This window comes from Rhodococcus sp. MS13, assembly GCF_013277835.1.
In the GTDB taxonomy this organism is placed as follows: Bacteria; Actinomycetota; Actinomycetes; order Mycobacteriales; family Mycobacteriaceae; genus Rhodococcus_F; species Rhodococcus_F erythropolis.
Genome location: NZ_VBTL01000004.1, coordinates 128,763 through 149,324, shown reverse-complemented (window position 1 = coordinate 149,324; position 20,562 = coordinate 128,763). Strand labels below are relative to the sequence as shown.

Sequence of the window (20,562 nt, the reverse complement as noted above, 5' to 3'; positions counted from 1 at the left end):
CCGCAGCAGGAACCGGATAGTCTTGCTGCGGTCGGCGACACCGCGCCGGCGGATCGGAGTAAGCAGTGAACGCGCCAGATCCCACAAATGTTCATCCGATGGCCGGGCAACCACGAGTGGTGTTGCTGAAGCCGTTGATCGACAACCCGTTGATCGAGGTAGGGGAGTACACCTACTACGACGATCCGGAGTTCGCCGAAGAGTTCGAGACTCGAAACGTGTTGCATCACTACGGTCCCGACAAACTGGTGATCGGAAAGTTCTGCGCCCTGGCCACCGGTGTCACCTTCATCATGAACGGCGCAAACCATCGTATGAACGGTGTCTCCACTTACCCGTTCCCGATCATGGGCGGCGATTGGGCCCGGCACATGGATTTGGTGCAGGATTTGCCGTCGCGCGGTGACACCGTCGTGGGGAACGACGTGTGGTTCGGCGGGAACGTGACAGTCATGCCCGGTGTCCGGATCGGCCATGGGTCGATCGTGTCCACCGGCGCCGTCGTAACGCGCGACGTCCCGGACTACGCAATTGTCGGCGGCAACCCGGCGATGGAGATCAAGCGCCGCTTCAGCGCTGAAGACATCGAGAAGTTGGTGCGAATTGCGTGGTGGGACTGGCCGATCGAGAAGATCACCCGCCACGTCCGAGTGATCTCGGACGGTAGTGTCGCGGAACTCGAAGCGGTCGAGTGATCTCCGCGCCCGCTAGTTCGTTCGTGTGAGCGAGTAGTTCCGGACATAAAGCAGGGCGGCCGCGAGAAGGCCGACGGCAAGACCTGTTGCGGTGAAGGTGATCAGGTTCGGCTCGAGGTCGAAGTGGATAACGGCCGATGCCGGGTAGGGGTTCTGAGGGTCGCGCGGTTCGGGAAGGACCACCGAATAGAAGGTGGGCGGCCAGATTCGTCCGACAACGGCAACCGCGAGTCCGTAGGCTGCGCCGAAAGCTGAAAGGGCAAGCGGAAGAGCAAATTTTCTACCGTGCGCGTCGCGGGCCAGTCGCCATCCCGTCGCGTTCAGTATCGCCGAGACGACAACGGCGACAGCCGTTCCGACCATCAGGAACCAAGCGGCCGCGGGGAACCAATGTGGTGCGTCGGAGTAGCTGTAGCCGTCGATCACCCACATGTACCCCGTCTTGCCGTCCTCTATCGGCGGCGGTGGTGGAGGTTGGATGCCGATATGTTCTGTCCGCGTGGATGGCGTGGCAAATCGCCAGGCGAGCACTCCGAGGACGCTCAGGAGTAATCCGGTCGCGATGAAAACTGCGAAGAGTGGTTCTGCAACGCGGTTGCGAAGCGTAGTGAGTCGCATTCGAGGATCGTCTCATCTCAGCCCGAGATCGAGACTCTTTGTCGGTGGCTTGCATTAGCTTGTGCGCATGACTCTCACACTCGGCATGATCACTTTCGACAGTCTCGATCCCGGTCCGCTCGCAACGTGGTGGGCGGCGCAGTTGGGCGGAAACATCGTCGAGGAGAACGACGGTTGGTTCTACATCGTCGCGGTCCCTGACAGCGCCACCAACTTCGCATTCCAGAAGGTCCCGGACCCCACTGCCGGCAAGAATCGCATCCATCTCGATTTGGGGAGTCCGGATCTCGACGCCGAGGTGGCGCGGCTCGTCGAGGCCGGAGCAACCGAGCACCACCGGGAGAACATGGACGGTTTCCGCTGGGTGACGCTCCTCGATCCTGATGGGAACCAGTTCTGCGTGTCCGGTCCTCACGCCTGAGCTGACAGGTTCTGAGCTCACCCGATTCGCGCCCACTGATTTCGTGCCCACTGATTTCGCGGGCACCGATTCGGGCATGATGAGGGGCATGACTTCTCAGACTTCTCGGACCGGGGCCGACGCAGTCGGCCTGTGCAGCTTCGTCGATTCGTCACCGTCGCCGTTCCATGTGTGCGCGACGGTGGCGACCGAGCTGACGGCCGGTGGGTTCGTCGAAGTCCACGAAACGCAGTCGTGGCCCGCCGAGCCCGGACGGTACTTCCTCGTGCGCGGTGGTTCGCTGATTGCCTGGAGCACCGAGGGCGTGGAAAACGCCGCTCCGTTCCGGATCGTCGGAGGTCACACCGACAGCCCGAATCTGCGGGTCAAACAGCATCCCGACCTCACTTCGGCCGGGTGGCAGATGGTGGGCCTCGAACCGTATGGCGGTGCGTGGCTGAACTCCTGGCTCGACCGCGATCTCGGTATCTCCGGCCGATTGAGTGTCCGGGTGGGAAACACGGTGGAGCAGAAGCTGGTTCGCATCGACGACCCGATTCTGCGTGTTCCGCAGTTGGCTATCCACCTGTCCGAAGATCGCAAGGGCGTGACGCTGGATCCGCAGCGGCACCTCAACGGAATCTGGGGAGTGGGTTCGAAACCCAAGTCGTTCATCGGATTTGTCGCCGAGCGTGCGGGTGTAGCCGCGTCGTCGGTTCTCGGCTGGGAATTGATGACACACGATCTTGCGCCCAGCGCAGTCGTGGGGGTGGACAAGGAATTGGTCAGCGCCCCTCGGCTGGACAATCAGGGCACGTGTTATGCAGGGACACAAGCACTTCTGGCCGCAGTCGAGTCACCTGGTCAGCAGGTCCCGGTGCTCGCACTCTTCGATCATGAAGAGGTCGGCAGCATGTCCGACCGTGGAGCTTTCTCAGATCTGCTGAACACCGTGCTCGAACGGATCGTGTTGGGGCGCGGTGGTGGCCGCGAAGAATTCCTGCAGGCGATGGCGGGCTCGGTGTGTGCGTCGGGCGACATGGCTCACGCGACGCACCCCAACTACCCGGACCGCCATGAGCCCGCTCATCGGATCGAGATCAACGGTGGGCCTGTACTCAAGGTGAACCAGAACCTGCGATACGCCACCGATGCGGCCGGTGCAGGCGAATTCGCGCTCGCGTGCGATCAGGCGGGAGTGCCGATGCAGCGCTACGTCCACCGCGCCGATCTGCCGTGCGGCTCCACCATCGGACCCATCACGGCATCACGGACCGGACTGTCCACCGTCGACGTCGGCGCACCCCAGCTCGCGATGCACTCTGCCCGCGAGTTGATGGGCGCGGCAGACGTCCGCATGTATGCCGACGCGCTCGGTGCCTTCCTCACGCCGCGAAGTTAGAGGTCGCGTAGTCAAAGTGCCGAGAGCCCGGCGGGTGCGGCCGGGAGACCCTCGAAGAAGTCGGCGCTCGGTGTGAAGAACATCGAGCCCGTCACGGCCGTCGAGAAGTCGAGTAGTCGGTCGTAGTTGCCGCGGGGGTCGCCGAGAAACATGTTCTCCAGCATCCGTTCGGTGATCGCAGGCGTGCGGCAGTAGCCGATGAAAAAGGTGCCGATCTCGTCGTCACCGAGGCGCCCGTACGGCATGTTGGCACGCAGGATCTCGAGAGCCTTGCCGTTCTCGTCCTTGATCGCGTTGAGCGCGACGTGCGAGTTGGCCGGCTTCACGTCGGACGTCATCTCGATGTCCTCGAGCTTGCTGCGCCCGATCACACGCTCCTGCTCGTCGACGGTGATTGCTTCCCAATCGCGCATCTTGTGGATGTAGCGCTGGATATGGACGTAGCTGCCGCCGGTGAACGCAGGATCCTCGTCGCCGACCGTCACTGCGGCGACGGCGTCGCGGCCGACCGGATTCTCGGTGCCGTCGACGAAGCCGATGAGGTCGCGGTTCTCGAAGTACTGGAAGCCGTGAACCTCGTCGACCACCGTGGCCGCGCCGTGCAGTCGCTTCGTGATCTGCCGAGCCACCTCGAAACACGCGTCCATACTCATCGCGCGGATGTGGAAGAGCAGATCACCGGGAGTCGACGGCGCCGAGTGAACGTCACCCTGCAAAGCGGTGAACGGGTGCAGCAGCGCAGGGCGCTGACCGGCGAACAGTCGATCCCAGGCCAGCGAACCGATGCTCGTCACGACGTCCAAACCCGATCCAGGGACACGCAGCCCCACAGCCCGCTGCAGACCGGCGACATCGGCGAGCAGTTCTCGTGTGGTGTTCTCGCCACCCGGATTCACGGTCGCGACCAGGAAAATTGCAGCCGGAGTGAGGGGAGTGGTCACCGACTGGGACTGTGCCGTGAGGTCGGCTTGACGAACATCCTGGGGCATGCGAGACCTTTCGAGGGAAAGAATGAACCGGCCTGACCTTAAGAAAACCGACCGGATTACCCAAACCGGGGCGGGTGTGACGGGCGATACTTCGCAGGCCCGGAGGTGTTGCGGGTGCTGCCGTCTGCGGAAGTCGTCAGCCCACACCGATAGACTGTCCCCCGGCACGTTCTTTCGTTGGGCACATTCGTGGTGTCCCGCTCCGCGCCGGCTTGCCTCTTGACTCCCGTAGGGAAGGGACCACTCTCCAGTGTCTGCTCACCAGGTCGATACCGTCACGCACGCATCGGCTGATCCCGATGCCGCTCAGCCGTTCAAGGAGCTCGGTCTCAAGGACGACGAATACGCACGCATCAAGGAGATCCTGGGCCGCCGTCCCACGGACGCCGAACTGGCGATGTACTCGGTGATGTGGAGCGAGCACTGCTCGTACAAGTCCTCGAAGGTCCACCTCGGATACTTCGGCAAGACCACCACCGACGAGATGCGCGCCAACATGCTGGCCGGAATCGGCGAGAACGCCGGCGTCGTCGACATCGGTGACGGCTGGGCAGTCACGTTCAAGGTCGAGAGCCACAACCACCCGTCGTACGTCGAGCCCTACCAGGGTGCGGCAACCGGTGTCGGCGGCATCGTCCGCGACATCATGGCCATGGGTGCGCGTCCGATCGCCGTCATGGATCAGCTTCGGTTCGGTGCTGCTGACGCCCCCGATACCCGTCGCGTCGTCGACGGTGTCGTGCGCGGTGTCGGTGGATACGGAAACTCCCTCGGCCTGCCGAACATCGGCGGCGAGACGGTCTTCGACGAGTCCTATGCCGGTAACCCGCTGGTCAACGCACTGGCAGCCGGCGTCATGCGCGTCGAGGATCTGCATCTGGCCTTCGCTTCGGGTGCAGGCAACAAGATCATCCTGTTCGGCGCACGCACCGGTCTCGACGGCATCGGCGGCGTCTCGGTCCTCGCGTCGGCGACGTTCGACGACGAGGGTGGAGACACCGGCGGACGTAAGAAGCTGCCCGCGGTTCAGGTCGGCGACCCGTTCACCGAGAAGGTGCTCATCGAGTGCTGTCTCGACCTCTACAAGGCCGGCCTCGTCGTCGGTATCCAGGACCTCGGCGGCGCCGGACTGTCCTGCGCCACCTCCGAGTTGGCTGCAGCGGGTGACGGCGGCATGCACATCAACCTCGAGAAGGTTCCGATGCGCGCCACCGGCATGACCCCGGCCGAGGTGCTCTCGAGCGAATCGCAGGAGCGCATGTGCGCCGTGGTCACGCCCGAGAACGTCGATGCGTTCATGGAGGTCTGCAAGAAGTGGGACGTCCTGGCCACCGACATCGGCGAGGTCACCGACGGTGAGCACCTCACCATCTCCTGGCACGGCGAGACCGTCGTCGACGTTCCCCCGCGCACCGTCGCTCACGAAGGCCCGGTCTACAACCGTCCCGTCGAGCGCCCGGCAAGCCAGGACGCGTTGATCGCGAACACGACCGCCGGACTGAAGCGTCCCGAAACCGACGCCGAGCTCGAAGCGACCCTGCTGAAGATGATCGCCTCGCCTGCCCTGTGCAGCCGCAAGTGGATCACCGAGCAGTACGACCGCTACGTCCGCGGTAACACCGTCCTGGCCGAGAACGCCGACGGCGGTGTCATCCGCATCGACGAGAAGACCGGACGCGGAATCGCACTGTCCACCGACGCTTCGGGCCGCTACACCGCGCTCGATCCGTACACCGGTGCGCAGCTCGCATTGGCCGAGGCTTTCCGCAACGTGGCAGTCACGGGCGCAACGCCCAAGGCCGTCTCCAACTGCCTGAACTTCGGTTCGCCCGAGGACCCGGGTGTCATGTGGCAGTTCCAGCAGGCTGTTCGCGGCCTCGCCGACGGTTGCGCCACCCTCGGCATCCCCGTCACCGGCGGCAACGTCAGCTTCTACAACCAGACCGGATCCACGGCCATCCTGCCGACGCCGGTGGTTGCCGTCCTCGGTGTGATCGACGACGTTCACCGCCGTATCCCGACGGGCCTCGGACTCGAGCCTGGCGAGACGCTGATCCTGCTCGGCGACACCCACGACGAGTTCGACGGCTCCATCTGGTCGCAGGTCGAGCACGGTCACCTCGGTGGCGTGCCGCCGAAGGTCGACCTCGCCCGTGAGCAGCTGCTTGCGGACATCCTGCTCGCCTCCTCGCGTGACGGACTGGTCACCGCAGCTCACGACCTCTCCGAGGGTGGACTGGCCCAGGCTGTCGTCGAAGCCGCGCTGGCCGGCGAAACCGGTTGCCGCATCCTGATTCCCGAGGGCGCAGATCCGTTCGTGACCCTGTTCTCGGAATCGTCCGGACGCGTCCTGGTTGCGGTTCCTCGCACCGAGGAGACCCGCTTCACCGGTATGTGCACCGCTCGCGGCTTGCCGTGGACGCGTATCGGAGTCGTCGACGAGGGCAGCGACTCCGTCGAGGTCCAGGGACACTTCTCCGTCACGATGGCCAAGCTCCGTGAGGCCTTCGAGGGAACGCTGCCCGCACTGTTCGGGTGATAGATGGTCGATTCCGGAGAACTGACTTCTTCTGACAGCCAGCCGCAGGAACACCACCTGCGGCTGGCTGTTCCCGCATCTCTCGAGAAGTTCGACAACCGCTTCACCGAGTGGGCGTGGGGGCTCCTCAAACTCGACTTCACCGGCATCGCGTTTGCCGCGTTCTTCTTCTGCTGGTCTCTGACGCCGTCGTTGCTGCCGCGCGATTGGCTCTTCCAGGGTCTGATCGGCGGCATCAACTCGGCCATCGGCTACGGCGTCGGCACCGCGATCGGTTGGGCTGTGGAGCGATACCTGCTCAGCGGTCGACGGTGGTGGCCCCTGCCCGAGCCGGTGCCTTCCGCGATCAAGGTCTTCGTACCGGTCGCATCCATCGTCGCGGCGATCATCATGCTGGTCTACGCCGCCGGGTGGCAACGCGAAATTGCGGCGCTGACCGACGCCGAAGGCACGACCACCTCCGGCTACATCCGAACCCTCGGATTGAGCCTCTTCATCGGCGGCCTGCTCATCTCGATCTGGCGGGTCCTCCACGATCTGGTGAAACTGATTGCCCGACAGTTGATGCGGCGGTTCCACTGGTCGCGGTCTGTGGCCAATGGTGTCGGCGTCCTGGTTGTCACCGTCCTGTTCTTCATGTTGGTCGACGGCGTTCTGGTCCGCGGAATCTATGCCGCGACCAACTCGATCTTCAGTCTGCAGAACTCGACCACTCGCGACGGCGTCGTCGAACCGCAGGATCCGATGAAATCGGGTAGCCCCGAATCTGCTGCTCCCTGGGACACATTGGGGTTCGAGGGACGAAACTTCGTCTCGCGTGGACTGGACGCCCAGGAACTCGAAGCGGCAACCGGTAAGCCTGCGATGGATCCGATTCGCGTGTATGCCGGACTCGAAAGCGCCGAAGATTCCGAAGAGCGCATGGATCTGGTCATCAAGGAACTGGAGCGAACCGGCGCCTTCCAACGCAAGGTCCTTGTGGTCATTCCGACGACAGGTACGGGGTGGGTCAATCCCACTGCGGCACAGGCAATCGAGCTTGTACACGGCGGCGACACTGCTCTTGTCGCCAGCCAGTACTCGTACCTGCCGAGTTGGATCTCGTTCCTCGCAGACCAGGAGAAGGCGCAAGCTGCCGGTCGCCTGTTGATCGAGCGGGTACACGAAAGATGGCTTCAGGAACCGGAAGCCACCAGACCGAAGTTCATGGTCTACGGCGAGAGCCTCGGCGTCATGGCCGGCGCGGGGGCATTCGACACACTGCAAGTGGCGCGCGATACCGCCGACGGAATTCTGTGGGTAGGTCCACCGAACGCGACGCAGTTGTGGCGTTCGATCGAGAAGAGGCGCGATCCCGGCACTCCCGAAGTGGCGCCCGTGTACGCGGACGGTCTGGCCGGAGTCCGGTTCGCGGATCGCTCCGAAGACATTCCGACCGACGGTATGACGTGGCCGCAGCCGCGAGTTCTGTTTGTCCAGCATCCTTCCGATCCGGTGGTGTGGTGGTCACCCGACCTCATGTTCAACCGGCCCGAGTGGCTCAAGGAAGTACCGGGATTCGACCGCTCACCGTCGATGAAATGGTTCCCGGTCGTGACGTTCTGGCAGGTGTCCGCAGACCTCGGTAACGCCGCGGGAGTTCCGGACGGTCACGGTCACAATTACGGAACCTCCGTTCTGGACGCCTGGATCAGCGTCGCCCAGCCCGAGGGATGGACGGCCGCAGAAACCGAGCGGGTGCGGTCGGCGTTGGTTGTCGCCGTGAAATCCGAGGGCCCCGAGAAGTGAAGAGAGTCGCCTCGATCGCGCTCTCCGCCGCCGCGATCACCTGGAGCAACGTCGTGCTTCCGGCATTCGGTCTTTCGCCTCGCGCTCGCGCCGTGGTCAACACCGCGGCCGGTCTGTCGGCCATCGGAGTCTTACTCGCACGTGGTTACACCCTCGAGGAACTCGGATTGGCACACACCGGAATTCGTGGTGGTGCCCAGTTCGGCGGAGCCGCGGCCGGGGCGGTCCTCACCGGCTACAGCGTCGCTCTGGTTGTCCCGTCCTTGCGTGCGACACTCGCTGCCGACGAGCGAGCAGACGGCCGTGAGGACTTCCTCGAATGGATCATCTTGCACATCCCCTTCGGCACGGTGCTTTCCGAGGAACTGTTGTTCCGTAGCGCGATGTCCGCAGTCTGGAATCGTGAGCTGAACCGTCCCACCGCGCAGGCTGTTCATGCACTGACTTTCGGGTTGTGGCACGTCGCCCCCGCCCGCGGTGCCGGCGACAACGTTCCCGCTGCAGTGGCATTCACCGGCGCGTCGGCACTGCTGTTCGAGTGGCTGCATCGCAGGGGTGGCAGCGTCCTCGCACCGGCATTGCTGCACCTCGCGACCAATGCCGGTGGCGCACTTGCCGTTCGTATCGCTACTCGAAGACAAGGAGTGAACTGATGCCGCCCCGCCGCGCCGTCGACCCCGCCGAATTCCGTGCCGCCGTCCTGGCTGTCGGCCCGTGGCTTCGCGATCCGGAACTTCCGAAGCCTTCTCGCGCTGAACTCGGCGCCGCAGTGAAGATGAGTGCGCGCACTCTCGAACAGATCGCCCCCGGATCGAGCGTCGAGGTGCGCGTGCCGCCGTTTGTCGCAGTGCAATGCATCGAAGGTCCACGTCATACGCGCGGAACCCCGCCCAACGTCGTCGAGACGGACGCTCGCACGTGGTTGCAGATGGTCACCGGACTGCTCGAGTTCTCCGAGGCCGCAGGTGACGGACGAGTCGACGCATCAGGTAGCCGCGCCCCCGAAATTGCGCACTGGCTCCCACTGCTCCGGTTGGCGTAGTGACAGAGACCATCCGGTTCGCTTCGGCGTGATCTGAGGCCCAAGGCTGCCCTCAGGGGAAGTGTGTCCCAAAATGGCCGTAGACTGTGGATGCCCCCCAACCCCTGCCCACAAAGGGAGCGCCCGGTGACTCGTGCCGATCTGTCGGTCAACAGTCCAAATCTCCTCGCTTCGAACCCGTCCGACGAGGACGAGAACGAGCCCCGCGAAGAATGCGGTGTATTCGGCGTCTGGGCGCCGGGAGAGGATGTGGCGAAGCTCACTTATTACGGCCTGTACGCACTTCAGCACCGTGGTCAAGAAGCTGCCGGCATTGCGGTAGCCGACGGCTCCCAGGTGTTGGTGTTCAAGGATCTCGGCCTGGTCAGCCAGGTATTCGACGAGCAGACTCTCGCAGCGATGCCGGGACATGTCGCCGTCGGACATTGCCGTTACTCCACCACCGGTTCCACGACGTGGGAGAACGCGCAGCCCATCTTCCGTACGACCACTGCCGGTACCGGCATCGCGCTCGGCCACAACGGCAACCTGGTCAACACCGCTGAACTCGCGAGCCGCACCCGTGCAGCCGGCCTGGTCAACGACAAGCGCCCCAATGCCGCGACTTCCGACTCCGACCTCATCGGTGGTCTCCTGGCACACGCTGCCGGCGACAGCACCATCGAACAGGCCGCGATGGAATTGCTTCCCACGTTGGAGGGCGCGTTCTGCCTCACCTTCATGGACGAGCACACGCTGTACGCAGCGCGCGATCCACACGGCATCCGCCCGCTCTGCCTCGGTCGACTCGACCGCGGTTGGGTAGTCGCCAGCGAGACCGCAGCCCTCGACATCGTCGGCGCGTCGTTCGTTCGCGACATCGAGCCCGGTGAGCTACTCGCGATCGACGCAGACGGCGTCCGCTCCTCGCGTTTCGCGAACCCGACTCCCAAGGGTTGTGTCTTCGAGTACGTCTACCTCGCGCGTCCCGACAGCGTCATCGGTGGCCGTTCGGTCCACTCGACCCGCGTCGAGATCGGCCGTCTGCTCGCCAGCGAGCACCCCGCCGAAGGCGACCTGGTCATCCCCGTTCCCGAGTCCGGCACCCCCGCCGCCGTCGGGTATGCCCAGGGTTCGGGCATTCCTTACGGCCAGGGTTTGATGAAGAACGCTTACGTCGGCCGTACCTTCATCCAGCCGTCGCAGACGATCCGTCAGCTCGGTATCAGGCTCAAGCTCAACCCGCTCAAGGAAGTCATCCGCGGCAAGCGGCTTGTGGTGGTGGACGATTCGATCGTCCGCGGTAACACTCAGCGTGCGCTCATCCGGATGCTCCGCGAAGCCGGCGCCCTCGAAATTCACGTCCGTATCGCCTCGCCGCCGGTCAAGTGGCCCTGCTTCTACGGCATCGACTTCGCCTCACCGGCCGAATTGATTGCCAACGGCGCAGGCGGACAGGATGCGACGTTCGAGGAAATGCTCGACGGTGTGCGACGTTCCATCGGAGCGGACACGCTCGGATACATCTCCACCGAAGGCATGATCGCCGCGACCGAGCAGCCGGCCAGCCGTCTGTGCGCCGCGTGCTTCGACGGGACCTACCCGATCGCGCTTCCCAAGGAAACCTCGATCGGCAAGAACGTCCTCGAGGGGATGCTCGAGAGCACCGCAGGTTCGACGGCCACTCGCGACAACGACAACGCGAGCGCGCTCAGCCGCCCCTGAACACCGAAAGCTGCTAAGCGCCGAAAATCGATAGCCGAGAATCTGCCGTCCACAACATGTGGGCGGCAGATTTTCTGTTCCACGACTTTCCGTTCGACGACACGGCATACGTCGTGAGCATCTGGCATAGTGCCCTCCGTGGCGCAACTGAGAATGGATGGGCACCGGGTACTGGTCGCAGACCTGGTGGGGGACACCATCAAAGCGATCAACGGTTCGATGGTGGCGTACGAGGGTGCGATCACCTTCAAGAACGCCGGAATGGGCGGTGGCGGAGGGTTACGTGCCGCGCTGAAACAGAAGGCGGCAGGTGAATCGCTGTCCCTGATGGAAGTCAGCGGACAAGGCACCGTCTACTTCGCGGTCGACGCCCAGGACATCACGATCATCGAACTCGACAACGACGCTCTGCACGTGGAAGCGTCACAGTTGCTCGCACTGGTCGGACAGCTGCGAACCGATGTGAAATTTGCCGGCCTCCGCGGCGCAGGTTCCGGACAGGGCTTGTTCACGACGGTCGTCAGCGGCACCGGTCTGGTGGCCGTGCTGTCGAAGGGCGGACCGATCATCGCGCTCGAAGTCAGCCCGCAGTATCCGCTGGTTGCCGATCCCGACGCATTCGTCGCTCACCGTGGCCAGCTCAACCAGAGCTTCGTCACCGACGTCACCTGGCGCTCCGCGATCGGCGGTGGCAGCGGTGAAGCGTTCTCGCTGCGATTCGACGGATCCGGAGTCGTCTACATCCAGCCCGAGGAGCGCTGAACCATGCCGTTGGAATTGGTGAACAGCAAGGTCGTCAAGTCGACCCTCGCGCCTGGCCAGAACGTGCTCGCCCGCACCGGGTCGATGCTCTACTACACCGGTGACGTCCGCTTCGTCCCGCACAGCATGGGCGGTGGGCCAGGCGCCATGCCGAACATGGGCGGTATCGCCGGGATGGCCGGCCGCATGATGTCCGGCGAGCATGCACGCATGATGGCGGCCGAGGGAAACGGTGAGGTCTTCTACGGGCACGCCGGTTTGTATGTCGAGGTCATCCACCTCGACGGTTCGTCGATGCTCACGGTCGAAGCCGACCGACTCCTCGCACACGACGGTTACCTCCAGAGTTCGATAGTCGCTCTCACGTCGCAGGGCGGTGTGCGCGGAGCGGTACGCGGAGCGATGACCGGTCAAGGGCTGTTCACGACGCAGTTGCACGGACAGGGAAGCGTCGCGGTTCTCTCGCACGGGGGCGCGATTCCGTTGCAGGTCGGTCCGAACAATCCTCAGGTCGTCGTCGACCCGCAGGCATACGTGTGCCACATCGGTCAGATCAACGTCGACATCTCCGCGAACGTCGGCTGGCGCGAGGCCGTCGGCAAGGGCTCGGGGGAGTCCATCCAGCTGAAGATGACCGGCGCCGGCACCGTCTGGGTCCAGGCGTCCGAGCAGAAGTTCTGAGAGGGCAACGAGCATGGGTATCGAAATTCACAATCCGGCAACTCTGCCCGCCAACGACAACGTCCCGGGCAACGACTACGCCTTCTGCGTCGAGATGGCCGGACAACCGTGGTTCACGTCCAAGGGCGCGATGATCGCGTACTACGGAAACATCAACTTCGAGCCGCTCGGGCGCACGAGTATGACGGCGATCGTCGCGGCCAGGTTCTCTTCGCCGCTCTACGCGGACGACTGGGTGCTCGCCCAGGGGCAGGGCAAGTTGATCCTCGGCGACCGCGGATTCAACATCAATTCCTACGACCTCGACGACGGCAACCTCACGATTCGCGCGGCCAATCTCCTCGCCTTCGAGACGAGCCTGGACCTCAAACAGTCCATCGTCCCAGGCTTTTTGACGCTGCTGGGAACGGGCAAGTTCCTGGCGTCGTCCAACGGCCCGGTCATGTTCGCGGAGCCGCCGCTGCGCATCGACCCGCAGGCGTTGGTGGGTTGGGCCGACTGCCCGTCGCCGTCCCATCACTTCGATGCGGACTGGATGCAGAGCTTCCTGGGCGCGGTTCGGGGAAGCATGTTCGGCGCGAATACCGGTGAAGAACGCCAGTTCGATTTCACCGGAGCCGGCACGGTGCTGATCCAGTCGAGCGAGAAGGTCGTCCACGACGGGCACCTCCTCAAACACATCGAATCCGAGACCGTTGCACTCGGGCAGAACAGTCTGCGAGCGCTGCACTCCTCGATCGGTGCGCGGCTGCAGAACTGACGTCTCGGGGTACGCGAGGTCTCACCGAGGGGGCCGGTCCGGTAGCGTATGGGCGTAATCGTCGGTATTTGTGTGCGCGCTCTGGGTCTCGAGTCGAACGATCCATCTCGCGTCACGAGGATTGCAAACACTTCACATTGCAAGACCACTTACCTGTGCACGAGCAATACGTGCTCGCGAGAAATACAAGGCTGGAGTAGTAACCCGATGACCGAGGACAGTCACCGCACCGCAGGCGCCTCCTACGCGGCAGCAGGAGTCGATATCGCCGCAGGCGACCGGGCGGTGGAACTCTTCGCCCCTCTGGCCAAGAAGGCCAGCCGCCCCGAGGTCATGGGTGGCCTCGGTGGTTTCGCCGGCTTGTTCTCCCTCAAGGGTGACTACAAGGAGCCGCTGCTCGCCGCATCGACCGACGGCGTCGGAACCAAGCTCGCTGTCGCGCAGGCGATGGACAAGCACGACACGGTCGGACTCGACCTCGTCGCCATGGTTGTCGACGACCTCGTCGTCTGTGGCGCCGAGCCGCTGTTCCTTCAGGACTACATCGCTGTCGGCCGGGTCATCCCCGAGCGCGTCGCGGAATTGGTCAGCGGCATCGCCGAGGGCTGCATCCAGGCCGGTTGCGCTCTCCTCGGAGGCGAGACCGCCGAGCACCCCGGCATCATGGCCGACGGTGACTACGACCTCTCCGCCACCGGCGTCGGTGTCGTGGAGGCCGAGAAGCTGCTCGGACCGGACCGCGTTCGCCCCGGCGACGTCGTCATCGCCATGGGCTCGTCGGGACTTCACTCCAACGGTTACTCGCTGGCCCGCAAGGTCCTGCTCGAGATCGACCGCATGAACCTGAGCGCACACGTCGACGAGTTCGGCCGCACGCTCGGTGAGGAACTGCTCGAGCCCACGAAGATCTACGCCAAGGACTGCCTGGCACTCGCTGCCGAGACCGACGTGCGCACCTTCTGCCACGTCACCGGTGGCGGCCTCGCCAACAACCTTGCACGCGTCATGCCCAAGGGCTTGGTCGCCGAACTCGATCGCGGAACCTGGAGCCCCGCTCCGGTGTTCGCGATGATCGCGCAGCGCGGACGCGTCGAGCGCGCCGAGATGGAGCAGACCTTCAACATGGGCGTCGGCATGGTTGCCGTCGTGGCGCCCGAGGACGTCGACCGCGCACTTGCCGTCCTGACTGCACGCCACATCGACTGCTGGACGCTCGGTAGCGTCAAGAAGGCGTCGGACGCCGCTGCAGAGCGTGCGTTCCTGGCCGGAGACCACCCGCGCTTCTAGGCCGCAACGTCAGCTGCCCCATCGGAGAGATCCGGTGGGGCAGTTTTGTGTGTCCGTACAAGCAGGCGCGGGGCAGAAAATGGAACGCAAAAATGAGGAAGAGCGATCAGCTCTTCCTCATTTCACAGTCTGCGCGGTGGCAGTGCGCGGTCAACGCCGCCAGTCGTCGTAGTCGTCCTCTCGCGCATGCCCTTCCCTATCGGAAGTCTGGTCCGATCGGACACTGCTCCGATGCGAGTTGGTCGATCCACCTGCGAGCTCTCTTTGCAGGCTGTCGAAATCCGTGGTCGGTACGCTGTACTTCAATTCGCGTGCAACCTTGGTCTGCTTTGCCTTAGCCCGGCCGCGGCCCATGGCTGACCCCCTCGCGCTTTCGCGGGGCGGCCTGGGGAATTTGGCGGCCCCGTTTGAGTGTGTAAGTTTCCTGACACACACTCTAGCGTGGAAAAGTCGCTTCCGCTTCCACGAACGCCTCACCGCCGTGTCTGATTGCTCTCACTATGGCCGCGAGCTGCCAGGATGCTGAAAGAACTCGTCAGAACTTTGTGAGAACTGCTCAGAAGTTTCCGGGAATTGCGCGAATCGTCCCCACTCGGGCGTCCCCGCCGAAGACCGGAGCGGATGCGAGAGCCGCCAATTCCTCGGTCCACTCGGTGTTCATTCGCTTGAGCAGAGCTGCCGCCAATGGCAGGAGCGCCCGCTCGTGGCCGTCGTCGATCTTGAGGGCGAAAGCGGAACCGTCGGGAAGCGCTCCGGCGTAGATGCCGTCGTATCCGGTCTTGGAGAACAGACCCGGCACGGCGGACATCAGGCGCTGATCGTTGCGGCCCGTGCCCGAGACGAGGAAGGGGTTTTCGCGGACCGCGTCGGCCACAGCCCGTTCAGGGGAGTCCGGCTCAGCCGAGGGCAGGCGTCCGAATGCCCGAGCCAGGTTCGTGAGCGAAAGCGGGACGATCGGGAGACCACAACCGTCGATGCCGAGTTCCTGCTCTTCCTCGCCGCTGAGATCGAAGATCGTCTCCTGGATCGCGAGTTGGAGGGGATGGGTCGGCTCCATGTACGTCTCGAGCGGCCAGTCGTTCACGACGCACGTCGCGAGCATCGCGGAGTGCTTGCCCGAGCAGGTCATGTAGATCGGACTGGGAAGTTCGCCCGCTGCGATCAGTTCGGCTCGGGCCAGCTCGTTGCCCGGCAGATCGGAGGGGCACTGCAACTGGTCGACACCGAGTTGGTAGCGAGCGAGAAGCGCGGCGACCAATTCGATGTGATCGGCCTCGCCCGCATGTGAGGACGACGCGACGGCCAACTCTTCCGGACTGGTGGGTGCAAAGCCGTTACGAAGCGCAGCGACGGCTTGCAGCGGCTTGTTCGCCGAGCGCGGGTAGATGGGTGTGTGAATTTCCCCGAGTCCGACAACGACCTCGCCGTCGGCGCCCAGAATGACGGCCGATCCGCGATGCACGCATTCGCGGAATCCGGAGCGGACCACTTCCACCAATTCGATACTCACGAGTGCACCTGCGCTTCTGCTTGTTCGATGAACCTCTGGACGCGCGCGGCGACGTTCGGTGCAAGATCGGTGTGTTCTGCGAGGAGCCGTCGGAGTCTCTCGGGGTCGGTTCCGGCAAAGACTTCTCGAACAGTCACGCCGTGATCCGGTACGTGGACTCGGGTGACCGAGTCGCCCGCGGCGATCGTGCCGGTCCGGTTGACGCGAAGGTATGCGCCGACGTCGGTCCGCTCGGTGAATCTTTTGACCCAGCCCTTTTCCGCGGCCCAGATGCCGAAGGTGCCGCACGGGACGCGGGGAGCGGTTACCTCGAGTTCGAGAACGTCCGACGCCTCGGCTCCGGTGATGTGCCAACGCTCGCCGATCACGGCGTCCGTGACGAGCATTCCGCTGATGTGGAGGTTCTCGCCGAACCACCCCGGGGCGAGCGGTCGGCCCAACTCGTCCGACCATCGCTGCGCTTCGTCGCGCTGATACGCGTAGACAGCTTGGAAGGCGCCGCCGTGGAATTCGGTGTCGCAGACGTAGTCGCCACCCAGGCCGAGTCGGCCGACCGCTACGCGGCCGTCGACGGGACGCTTGTCGATCGCGGTTCGGGGGACTCGCCTGACGCCACTGTCACGTTCGGTGTGGACGACGCAGACCGCGTCGACCATGCCCGTCACTTTCCGCGCAATCGGTTGACAGCCTCACGTCCGGCCTGGGGTGCGTCGTCCGCGACGATCGAATCCGGATCGATGGACGCAGCGCTGGGGCCGGCCATCAGTTCGGTGTCGACCGGAATGTTGCGCTTGATCAGAGCGAGCGCGATGGGGCCGAGTTCGTGATGATTGACGACGGTCCCGACACGTCCGACTGCTCGTCCGCCCGCCGTGATCGGGTCACCCGGTTCCGGGACCGCTTCGGCGCTGCCGTCGAGGTGCAACATGACGAGATGGCGCGGGGGCTTGCCGAGATTGTGAACCCGGGCGACGGTTTCCTGACCGCGGTAGCAGCCCTTGTCGAGGTGGACGGCGCCGTGTTCGGCCGGCCCGCCGATCCAGTGGACCTCGTGCGGGATCGTCCGCTCGTCGGTGTCCAGTCCGAGGCGAGGCCTCCTCGCTTCGACGCGGAGCGCCTCGAAGGCCCAACTTCCGGCGGGCTTGGCACCGGCATCGGTCAGCTTGGTCCACCACGCCGCCAGTTGCTCACGTGGGACGAGCAGATCGAAAGAGTCCTCGGTGGGCCACGGCATGCGGCGGACGAACCCGCCGTCGGCCAGCGCGAGAGCGTCGTAGGCATCGGTTGGTGTCTGCACGCCGATCGCAGAGAGGACAGCTGGGGATTCGGGACCGACCAGGCTCAATACCGCGAGCTCGTTGCCGTCCCGAGGCTCGGCCTTGGACCAGAACACCATCTTCTTCAAGAAGGAGAGGAGGTCGGGTCCGCGGTCGGCTTCGGTGTCGATCCAGGTGACACCGGCCAGGTCCGTCTGCACGAAGTGGTGCTCGACGCGTCCGTTGACATCCAGGCTCAGGTTCTCGGCACTCTTGCCGTCGGGGAGCGCGGCGATGTGCTGGCTCGAAATCGTGTGCAGCCACGTGAGGCGTTCGTCGCCGGGAATGGCGATCACGAATCTGTGACTGCGGTCGACCACCACTGCTGCGCGCTGCGCGGTTCGCTGTTCACCGAGGGGATCGCCGTAGTGCCATGCGACACCGATGTCGGCCGAACCGTCCGGTGCGGTGACCGCGCCGGGGGAAGTCAGGAGTGGGCTGTTGGGCACAAGAGCGTTGTCGACCACAAGACCAGTCTAGGAGTGTGGGCGGGATCGCGGTTACAGGGCGGCCCCGGCGGCTTGGCGGATCGTTAGGGTTGATGGCATGCCTGATCGCGTATTGGTGACTCTCGACCATGAGGTGCTCGATGCTGACGCACCGTTTCTGCACGCCGACGACCTGGCGGTGGTGCGCGGCGACGGAGTCTTCGAGACGCTGTTGGTGCGCGACGGTAGGGCGCGGGTGGTCGAGGGACATCTGAGTCGACTGGTTCTGAGCGCGCGGGCACTGGGTCTGCCCGCCCCCGTTCTCGATGACTGGCGTCTGGCGATCGAGATGGCTGCCGAGGAGTGGGGGACAGAGAAGGAAGGCGCTCTTCGTCTTGTTCTGACCCGCGGCCGTGAGAGCGGTGACAAGCCGACAGCCTTCGTGATGGTCGGTCCGGTGGCCGATCGGGTCAGACAGGTCCGCGAATCGGGGCTGTCGGTGATGACTCTCGAGCGAGGTTTCTCGGTCGATCTCTCTGCCCGGGCACCCTGGCAGCTACTGGGCGCGAAGACGTTGTCCTACGCAACCAACATGGCAGCGCTCCGATATGCGGCGAATTTGGGTGCCGACGATGTGATCTTCGTCAGTTCCGAGGGCAATGTGTTGGAGGGGCCACGCTCGACGGTGGTGATCGTTCGGGACAGGACTTTGATCACACCGCCTCCCGCACAGGGCATTTTGATGGGTACGACGCAGCGTGCTCTGTTCGACGTTGCCGGCAGTGCTCGCTTCGATTGCCGATACGAAACCCTCCGACCTGCGGATTTGATTGCGGCCGACGGAGTGTGGATGGTTTCGAGCGTCACGCTGGCCGCACGCGTCCATACACTCGACGGGCTCGCATTGCCAGAGCCGAAGGTCTCCGAGGAATTCGCGGAATTGGTTGAACGTGCAATTGATTCGGATTCAGCAGGGCGATAGGCGAATAGGAATCGCGACAGGTCTCTACTACATTTGGTAGTAGCAAAGTCCTGCGGTCCAAACCGGACAGCAGTACCGTGTCCGCAGGGGCCGAGCGACTGCCCGCGTCTCGAACCCCGAAGCCTGTCCCAGGGCCCTACTCTCGGAGTAGCCAATGGATACTTTGGACGTCTCCAGGTGGCAGTTCGGTATCACTACCGTCTACCACTTCATCCTTGTTCCGCTGACCATCGGACTTGCACCGATGATCGCGATCATGCAGACGATGTGGGTGGTCACCAAAAAGGACCACTGGTATCGGCTCACCAAGTTTTTCGGCAAGCTCTTTCTCATCAACTTCGCACTCGGTGTAGCCACCGGCATCGTGCAGGAGTTCCAGTTCGGCATGAACTGGAGCGAGTACTCGCGATTCGTCGGTGACGTCTTCGGAGCTCCACTCGCGTTGGAAGGCCTGGTCGCATTCTTCATGGAGTCCGTCTTCATCGGACTCTGGATCTTCGGTTGGGGCAGGCTGCCCAAACTTGTACACCTGGCGTGTATTTGGCTCGTGGCGATCGGCGTCAACGCGTCGGCGTTCTTCATCATCGCGGCCAACTCGTTCATGCAGCATCCGGTCGGTGCGACGTACAACCCTGAAACGGGTCGTGCCGAACTCACCAGCATCTGGGAGTTGTTGACCAACAACACCGCTCTTGCTGCCTTCCCGCACGCGGTTGCCGGCGCCTTCCTGACGGCGGCGACGTTTGTTGCCGGCATCAGTGGTTGGTGGATGGTGCGGAACATGCGCCGCGCCAAGCAGGCTGAGGCCGCCGAAGCCGAGCGTCTCGAAACCGACGCACGAACGATGTACCGCCCGGCAACACGATTCGCCTTGCTCGTCATGATCGTGGCCGGAATCGGCATCATCTACACCGGTGACGTTCAAGGCAAGCTCATGTTCCAGCAGCAACCCATGAAGATGGCGTCGGCAGAGTCGCTGTGCGACACCGAGATGGATCCGGATTTCTCGATTCTCACCATCGGTACACACAACAACTGTGACAGCGTGACGCACGTTCTGAAGGTGCCGTTCGTTCTACCGTGGTTGGCCGAGGGCAAGTTCACCGGCGTCGAACTGCAAGGCGTGAACCAACTGCAGGAGCAGGCGGAGCAGGACTTCGGACCGGGCAACTACCGACCGAATCTCTTTGTCACGTACTGGTCTTTCCGCGCCATGATCGGTCTCGCCGCCGGTTCGGCAGCACTGGCTCTCGCGGGACTGTGGGTCACACGGAAGGGGCGGGTCCCGGACCAGAAGTGGTTCGGAATCCTCAGTCTCGTCGCGATTCCCACTCCGTTCATGGCGAACAGCGCGGGCTGGATCTTCACCGAGATGGGCCGTCAGCCCTGGGTGGTGCATCCCAATCCGACCGGCGTCGACATGATCAGACTGACTGTCGACCAAGGTGTTTCGGACCACGCGTCGGCTACCGTCTGGGTTTCGCTGATCACCTTCACCCTCCTGTACGGAGCGCTGGGTGTGGTCTGGTTCAAGCTGATCGTGCGGTACGCGAAGGAAGGTCCGTTGGAGCACGACATGCATCCGCCGGGCGATACGGATCATGACGAGCCGGAAGATCCGGACAAGCCCAAACAACTGTCGTTCGCGTACTAGGAGGC

Annotated in this window: 20 protein-coding genes; 14 read left to right on the top strand and 6 right to left on the bottom strand. The window is 63.9% G+C overall.

The genetic code is table 11. The features are described from left to right. The first annotated feature begins 98 nt into the window (after positions 1-98). Positions 99-695: a CatB-related O-acetyltransferase gene (locus FEZ59_RS09035; protein ID WP_070796070.1), complete on the top strand. Its 597-nt coding sequence runs from the start codon at positions 99-101 to the stop codon at positions 693-695. Between the two features lie 12 nt (positions 696-707). On the opposite strand, the gene FEZ59_RS09030 is transcribed toward FEZ59_RS09035, so the two are convergent. After that, positions 708-1,313, bottom strand: a complete 606-nt coding sequence (locus FEZ59_RS09030) for a hypothetical protein (protein ID WP_047889833.1) — start codon at positions 1,311-1,313, stop codon at positions 708-710. 67 nt (positions 1,314-1,380) lie between these two features. On the opposite strand from FEZ59_RS09030, the gene FEZ59_RS09025 reads away from it, so the two are divergent. Both FEZ59_RS09025 and FEZ59_RS09020 read left to right on the top strand, forming a co-directional pair. Continuing rightward, a complete protein-coding gene (locus FEZ59_RS09025) occupies positions 1,381-1,734 on the top strand; it encodes a VOC family protein (protein ID WP_020970627.1) in 354 nt (117 codons plus the stop codon). 88 nt (positions 1,735-1,822) lie between these two features. Next, positions 1,823-3,115: a M18 family aminopeptidase gene (locus FEZ59_RS09020; RefSeq protein ID WP_029256132.1), complete on the top strand. Its 1,293-nt coding sequence runs from the start codon at positions 1,823-1,825 to the stop codon at positions 3,113-3,115. Positions 3,116-3,126: 11 nt separating this feature from the next. On the opposite strand, the gene FEZ59_RS09015 is transcribed toward FEZ59_RS09020, so the two are convergent. After that, a complete protein-coding gene (locus FEZ59_RS09015) occupies positions 3,127-4,104 on the bottom strand; it encodes a Dyp-type peroxidase (RefSeq protein WP_021332102.1) in 978 nt (325 codons plus the stop codon). A 250-nt stretch (positions 4,105-4,354) separates the two neighbouring features. On the opposite strand from FEZ59_RS09015, the gene purL reads away from it, so the two are divergent. The 9 genes from purL (at position 4,355) to purM (ending at position 14,667) form a co-directional block, all read left to right on the top strand. Beyond that, a complete protein-coding gene (purL, locus tag FEZ59_RS09010; protein WP_019745104.1) occupies positions 4,355-6,643 on the top strand; it encodes a phosphoribosylformylglycinamidine synthase subunit PurL in 2,289 nt (762 codons plus the stop codon). Between the two features lie 3 nt (positions 6,644-6,646). Further along, positions 6,647-8,431, top strand: a complete 1,785-nt coding sequence (locus FEZ59_RS09005) for an alpha/beta hydrolase (RefSeq protein ID WP_134999095.1) — start codon at positions 6,647-6,649, stop codon at positions 8,429-8,431. Continuing rightward, positions 8,428-9,084 carry a CPBP family intramembrane glutamic endopeptidase gene (locus FEZ59_RS09000; protein ID WP_134999096.1) on the top strand — a complete coding sequence of 219 codons (657 nt, stop codon included), beginning with the start codon at positions 8,428-8,430 and terminating at the stop codon, positions 9,082-9,084. The genes FEZ59_RS09005 and FEZ59_RS09000 overlap by 4 nt, the downstream gene beginning before the upstream one ends. After that, positions 9,084-9,473, top strand: a complete 390-nt coding sequence (locus tag FEZ59_RS08995; protein WP_003939745.1) for a sterol carrier family protein — start codon at positions 9,084-9,086, stop codon at positions 9,471-9,473. Before FEZ59_RS09000 ends, FEZ59_RS08995 begins: the two co-directional genes overlap by 1 nt. 126 nt (positions 9,474-9,599) lie before the next feature. Then, positions 9,600-11,177: an amidophosphoribosyltransferase gene (gene purF, locus FEZ59_RS08990; RefSeq protein WP_003940541.1), complete on the top strand. Its 1,578-nt coding sequence runs from the start codon at positions 9,600-9,602 to the stop codon at positions 11,175-11,177. A gap of 153 nt (positions 11,178-11,330) precedes the next feature. Then, positions 11,331-11,939: an AIM24 family protein gene (locus tag FEZ59_RS08985; protein ID WP_020970622.1), complete on the top strand. Its 609-nt coding sequence runs from the start codon at positions 11,331-11,333 to the stop codon at positions 11,937-11,939. 3 nt (positions 11,940-11,942) lie between these two features. Then, positions 11,943-12,620 carry an AIM24 family protein gene (locus tag FEZ59_RS08980; RefSeq protein WP_047889835.1) on the top strand — a complete coding sequence of 226 codons (678 nt, stop codon included), beginning with the start codon at positions 11,943-11,945 and terminating at the stop codon, positions 12,618-12,620. A 13-nt stretch (positions 12,621-12,633) separates the two neighbouring features. Continuing rightward, the gene (locus tag FEZ59_RS08975; RefSeq protein ID WP_019745100.1) at positions 12,634-13,380 is read left to right on the top strand and encodes an AIM24 family protein; all 747 of its coding nucleotides are present in this window, start codon (positions 12,634-12,636) and stop codon (positions 13,378-13,380) included. Between the two features lie 207 nt (positions 13,381-13,587). Continuing rightward, on the top strand, positions 13,588-14,667 hold the full coding sequence (gene purM, locus FEZ59_RS08970; protein ID WP_003940225.1) for a phosphoribosylformylglycinamidine cyclo-ligase: 1,080 nt from the start codon (positions 13,588-13,590) through the stop codon (positions 14,665-14,667). A 150-nt stretch (positions 14,668-14,817) separates the two neighbouring features. Here purM and FEZ59_RS08965 read toward each other — a convergent pair whose 3' ends face one another. The 4 genes from FEZ59_RS08965 to FEZ59_RS08950 all read right to left on the bottom strand — a co-directional run bounded on the left by FEZ59_RS08965 (position 14,818) and on the right by FEZ59_RS08950 (position 17,960). Further along, complete coding sequence (locus tag FEZ59_RS08965; RefSeq protein WP_003940337.1) at positions 14,818-15,021, bottom strand: DUF3073 domain-containing protein; 204 nt, start codon at positions 15,019-15,021, stop codon at positions 14,818-14,820. 202 nt (positions 15,022-15,223) lie between these two features. Beyond that, positions 15,224-16,177, bottom strand: coding sequence for an asparaginase (locus FEZ59_RS08960; RefSeq protein WP_003940365.1), 954 nt, complete (start codon positions 16,175-16,177; stop codon positions 15,224-15,226). After that, complete coding sequence (locus FEZ59_RS08955) at positions 16,174-16,833, bottom strand: MOSC domain-containing protein (protein WP_031330855.1); 660 nt, start codon at positions 16,831-16,833, stop codon at positions 16,174-16,176. Before FEZ59_RS08955 ends, FEZ59_RS08960 begins: the two co-directional genes overlap by 4 nt. Before the next feature lie 5 nt (positions 16,834-16,838). Continuing rightward, on the bottom strand, positions 16,839-17,960 hold the full coding sequence (locus FEZ59_RS08950; RefSeq protein ID WP_020908934.1) for a folate-binding protein YgfZ: 1,122 nt from the start codon (positions 17,958-17,960) through the stop codon (positions 16,839-16,841). Between the two features lie 79 nt (positions 17,961-18,039). On the opposite strand from FEZ59_RS08950, the gene FEZ59_RS08945 reads away from it, so the two are divergent. Then, positions 18,040-18,903 (top strand): aminodeoxychorismate lyase, encoded by an 864-nt coding sequence (locus FEZ59_RS08945; protein WP_019745097.1) that lies wholly within the window; start codon positions 18,040-18,042, stop codon positions 18,901-18,903. Between the two features lie 154 nt (positions 18,904-19,057). Further along, complete coding sequence (locus FEZ59_RS08940; RefSeq protein WP_021332106.1) at positions 19,058-20,557, top strand: cytochrome ubiquinol oxidase subunit I; 1,500 nt, start codon at positions 19,058-19,060, stop codon at positions 20,555-20,557. Positions 20,558-20,562 lie beyond the last annotated feature (5 nt).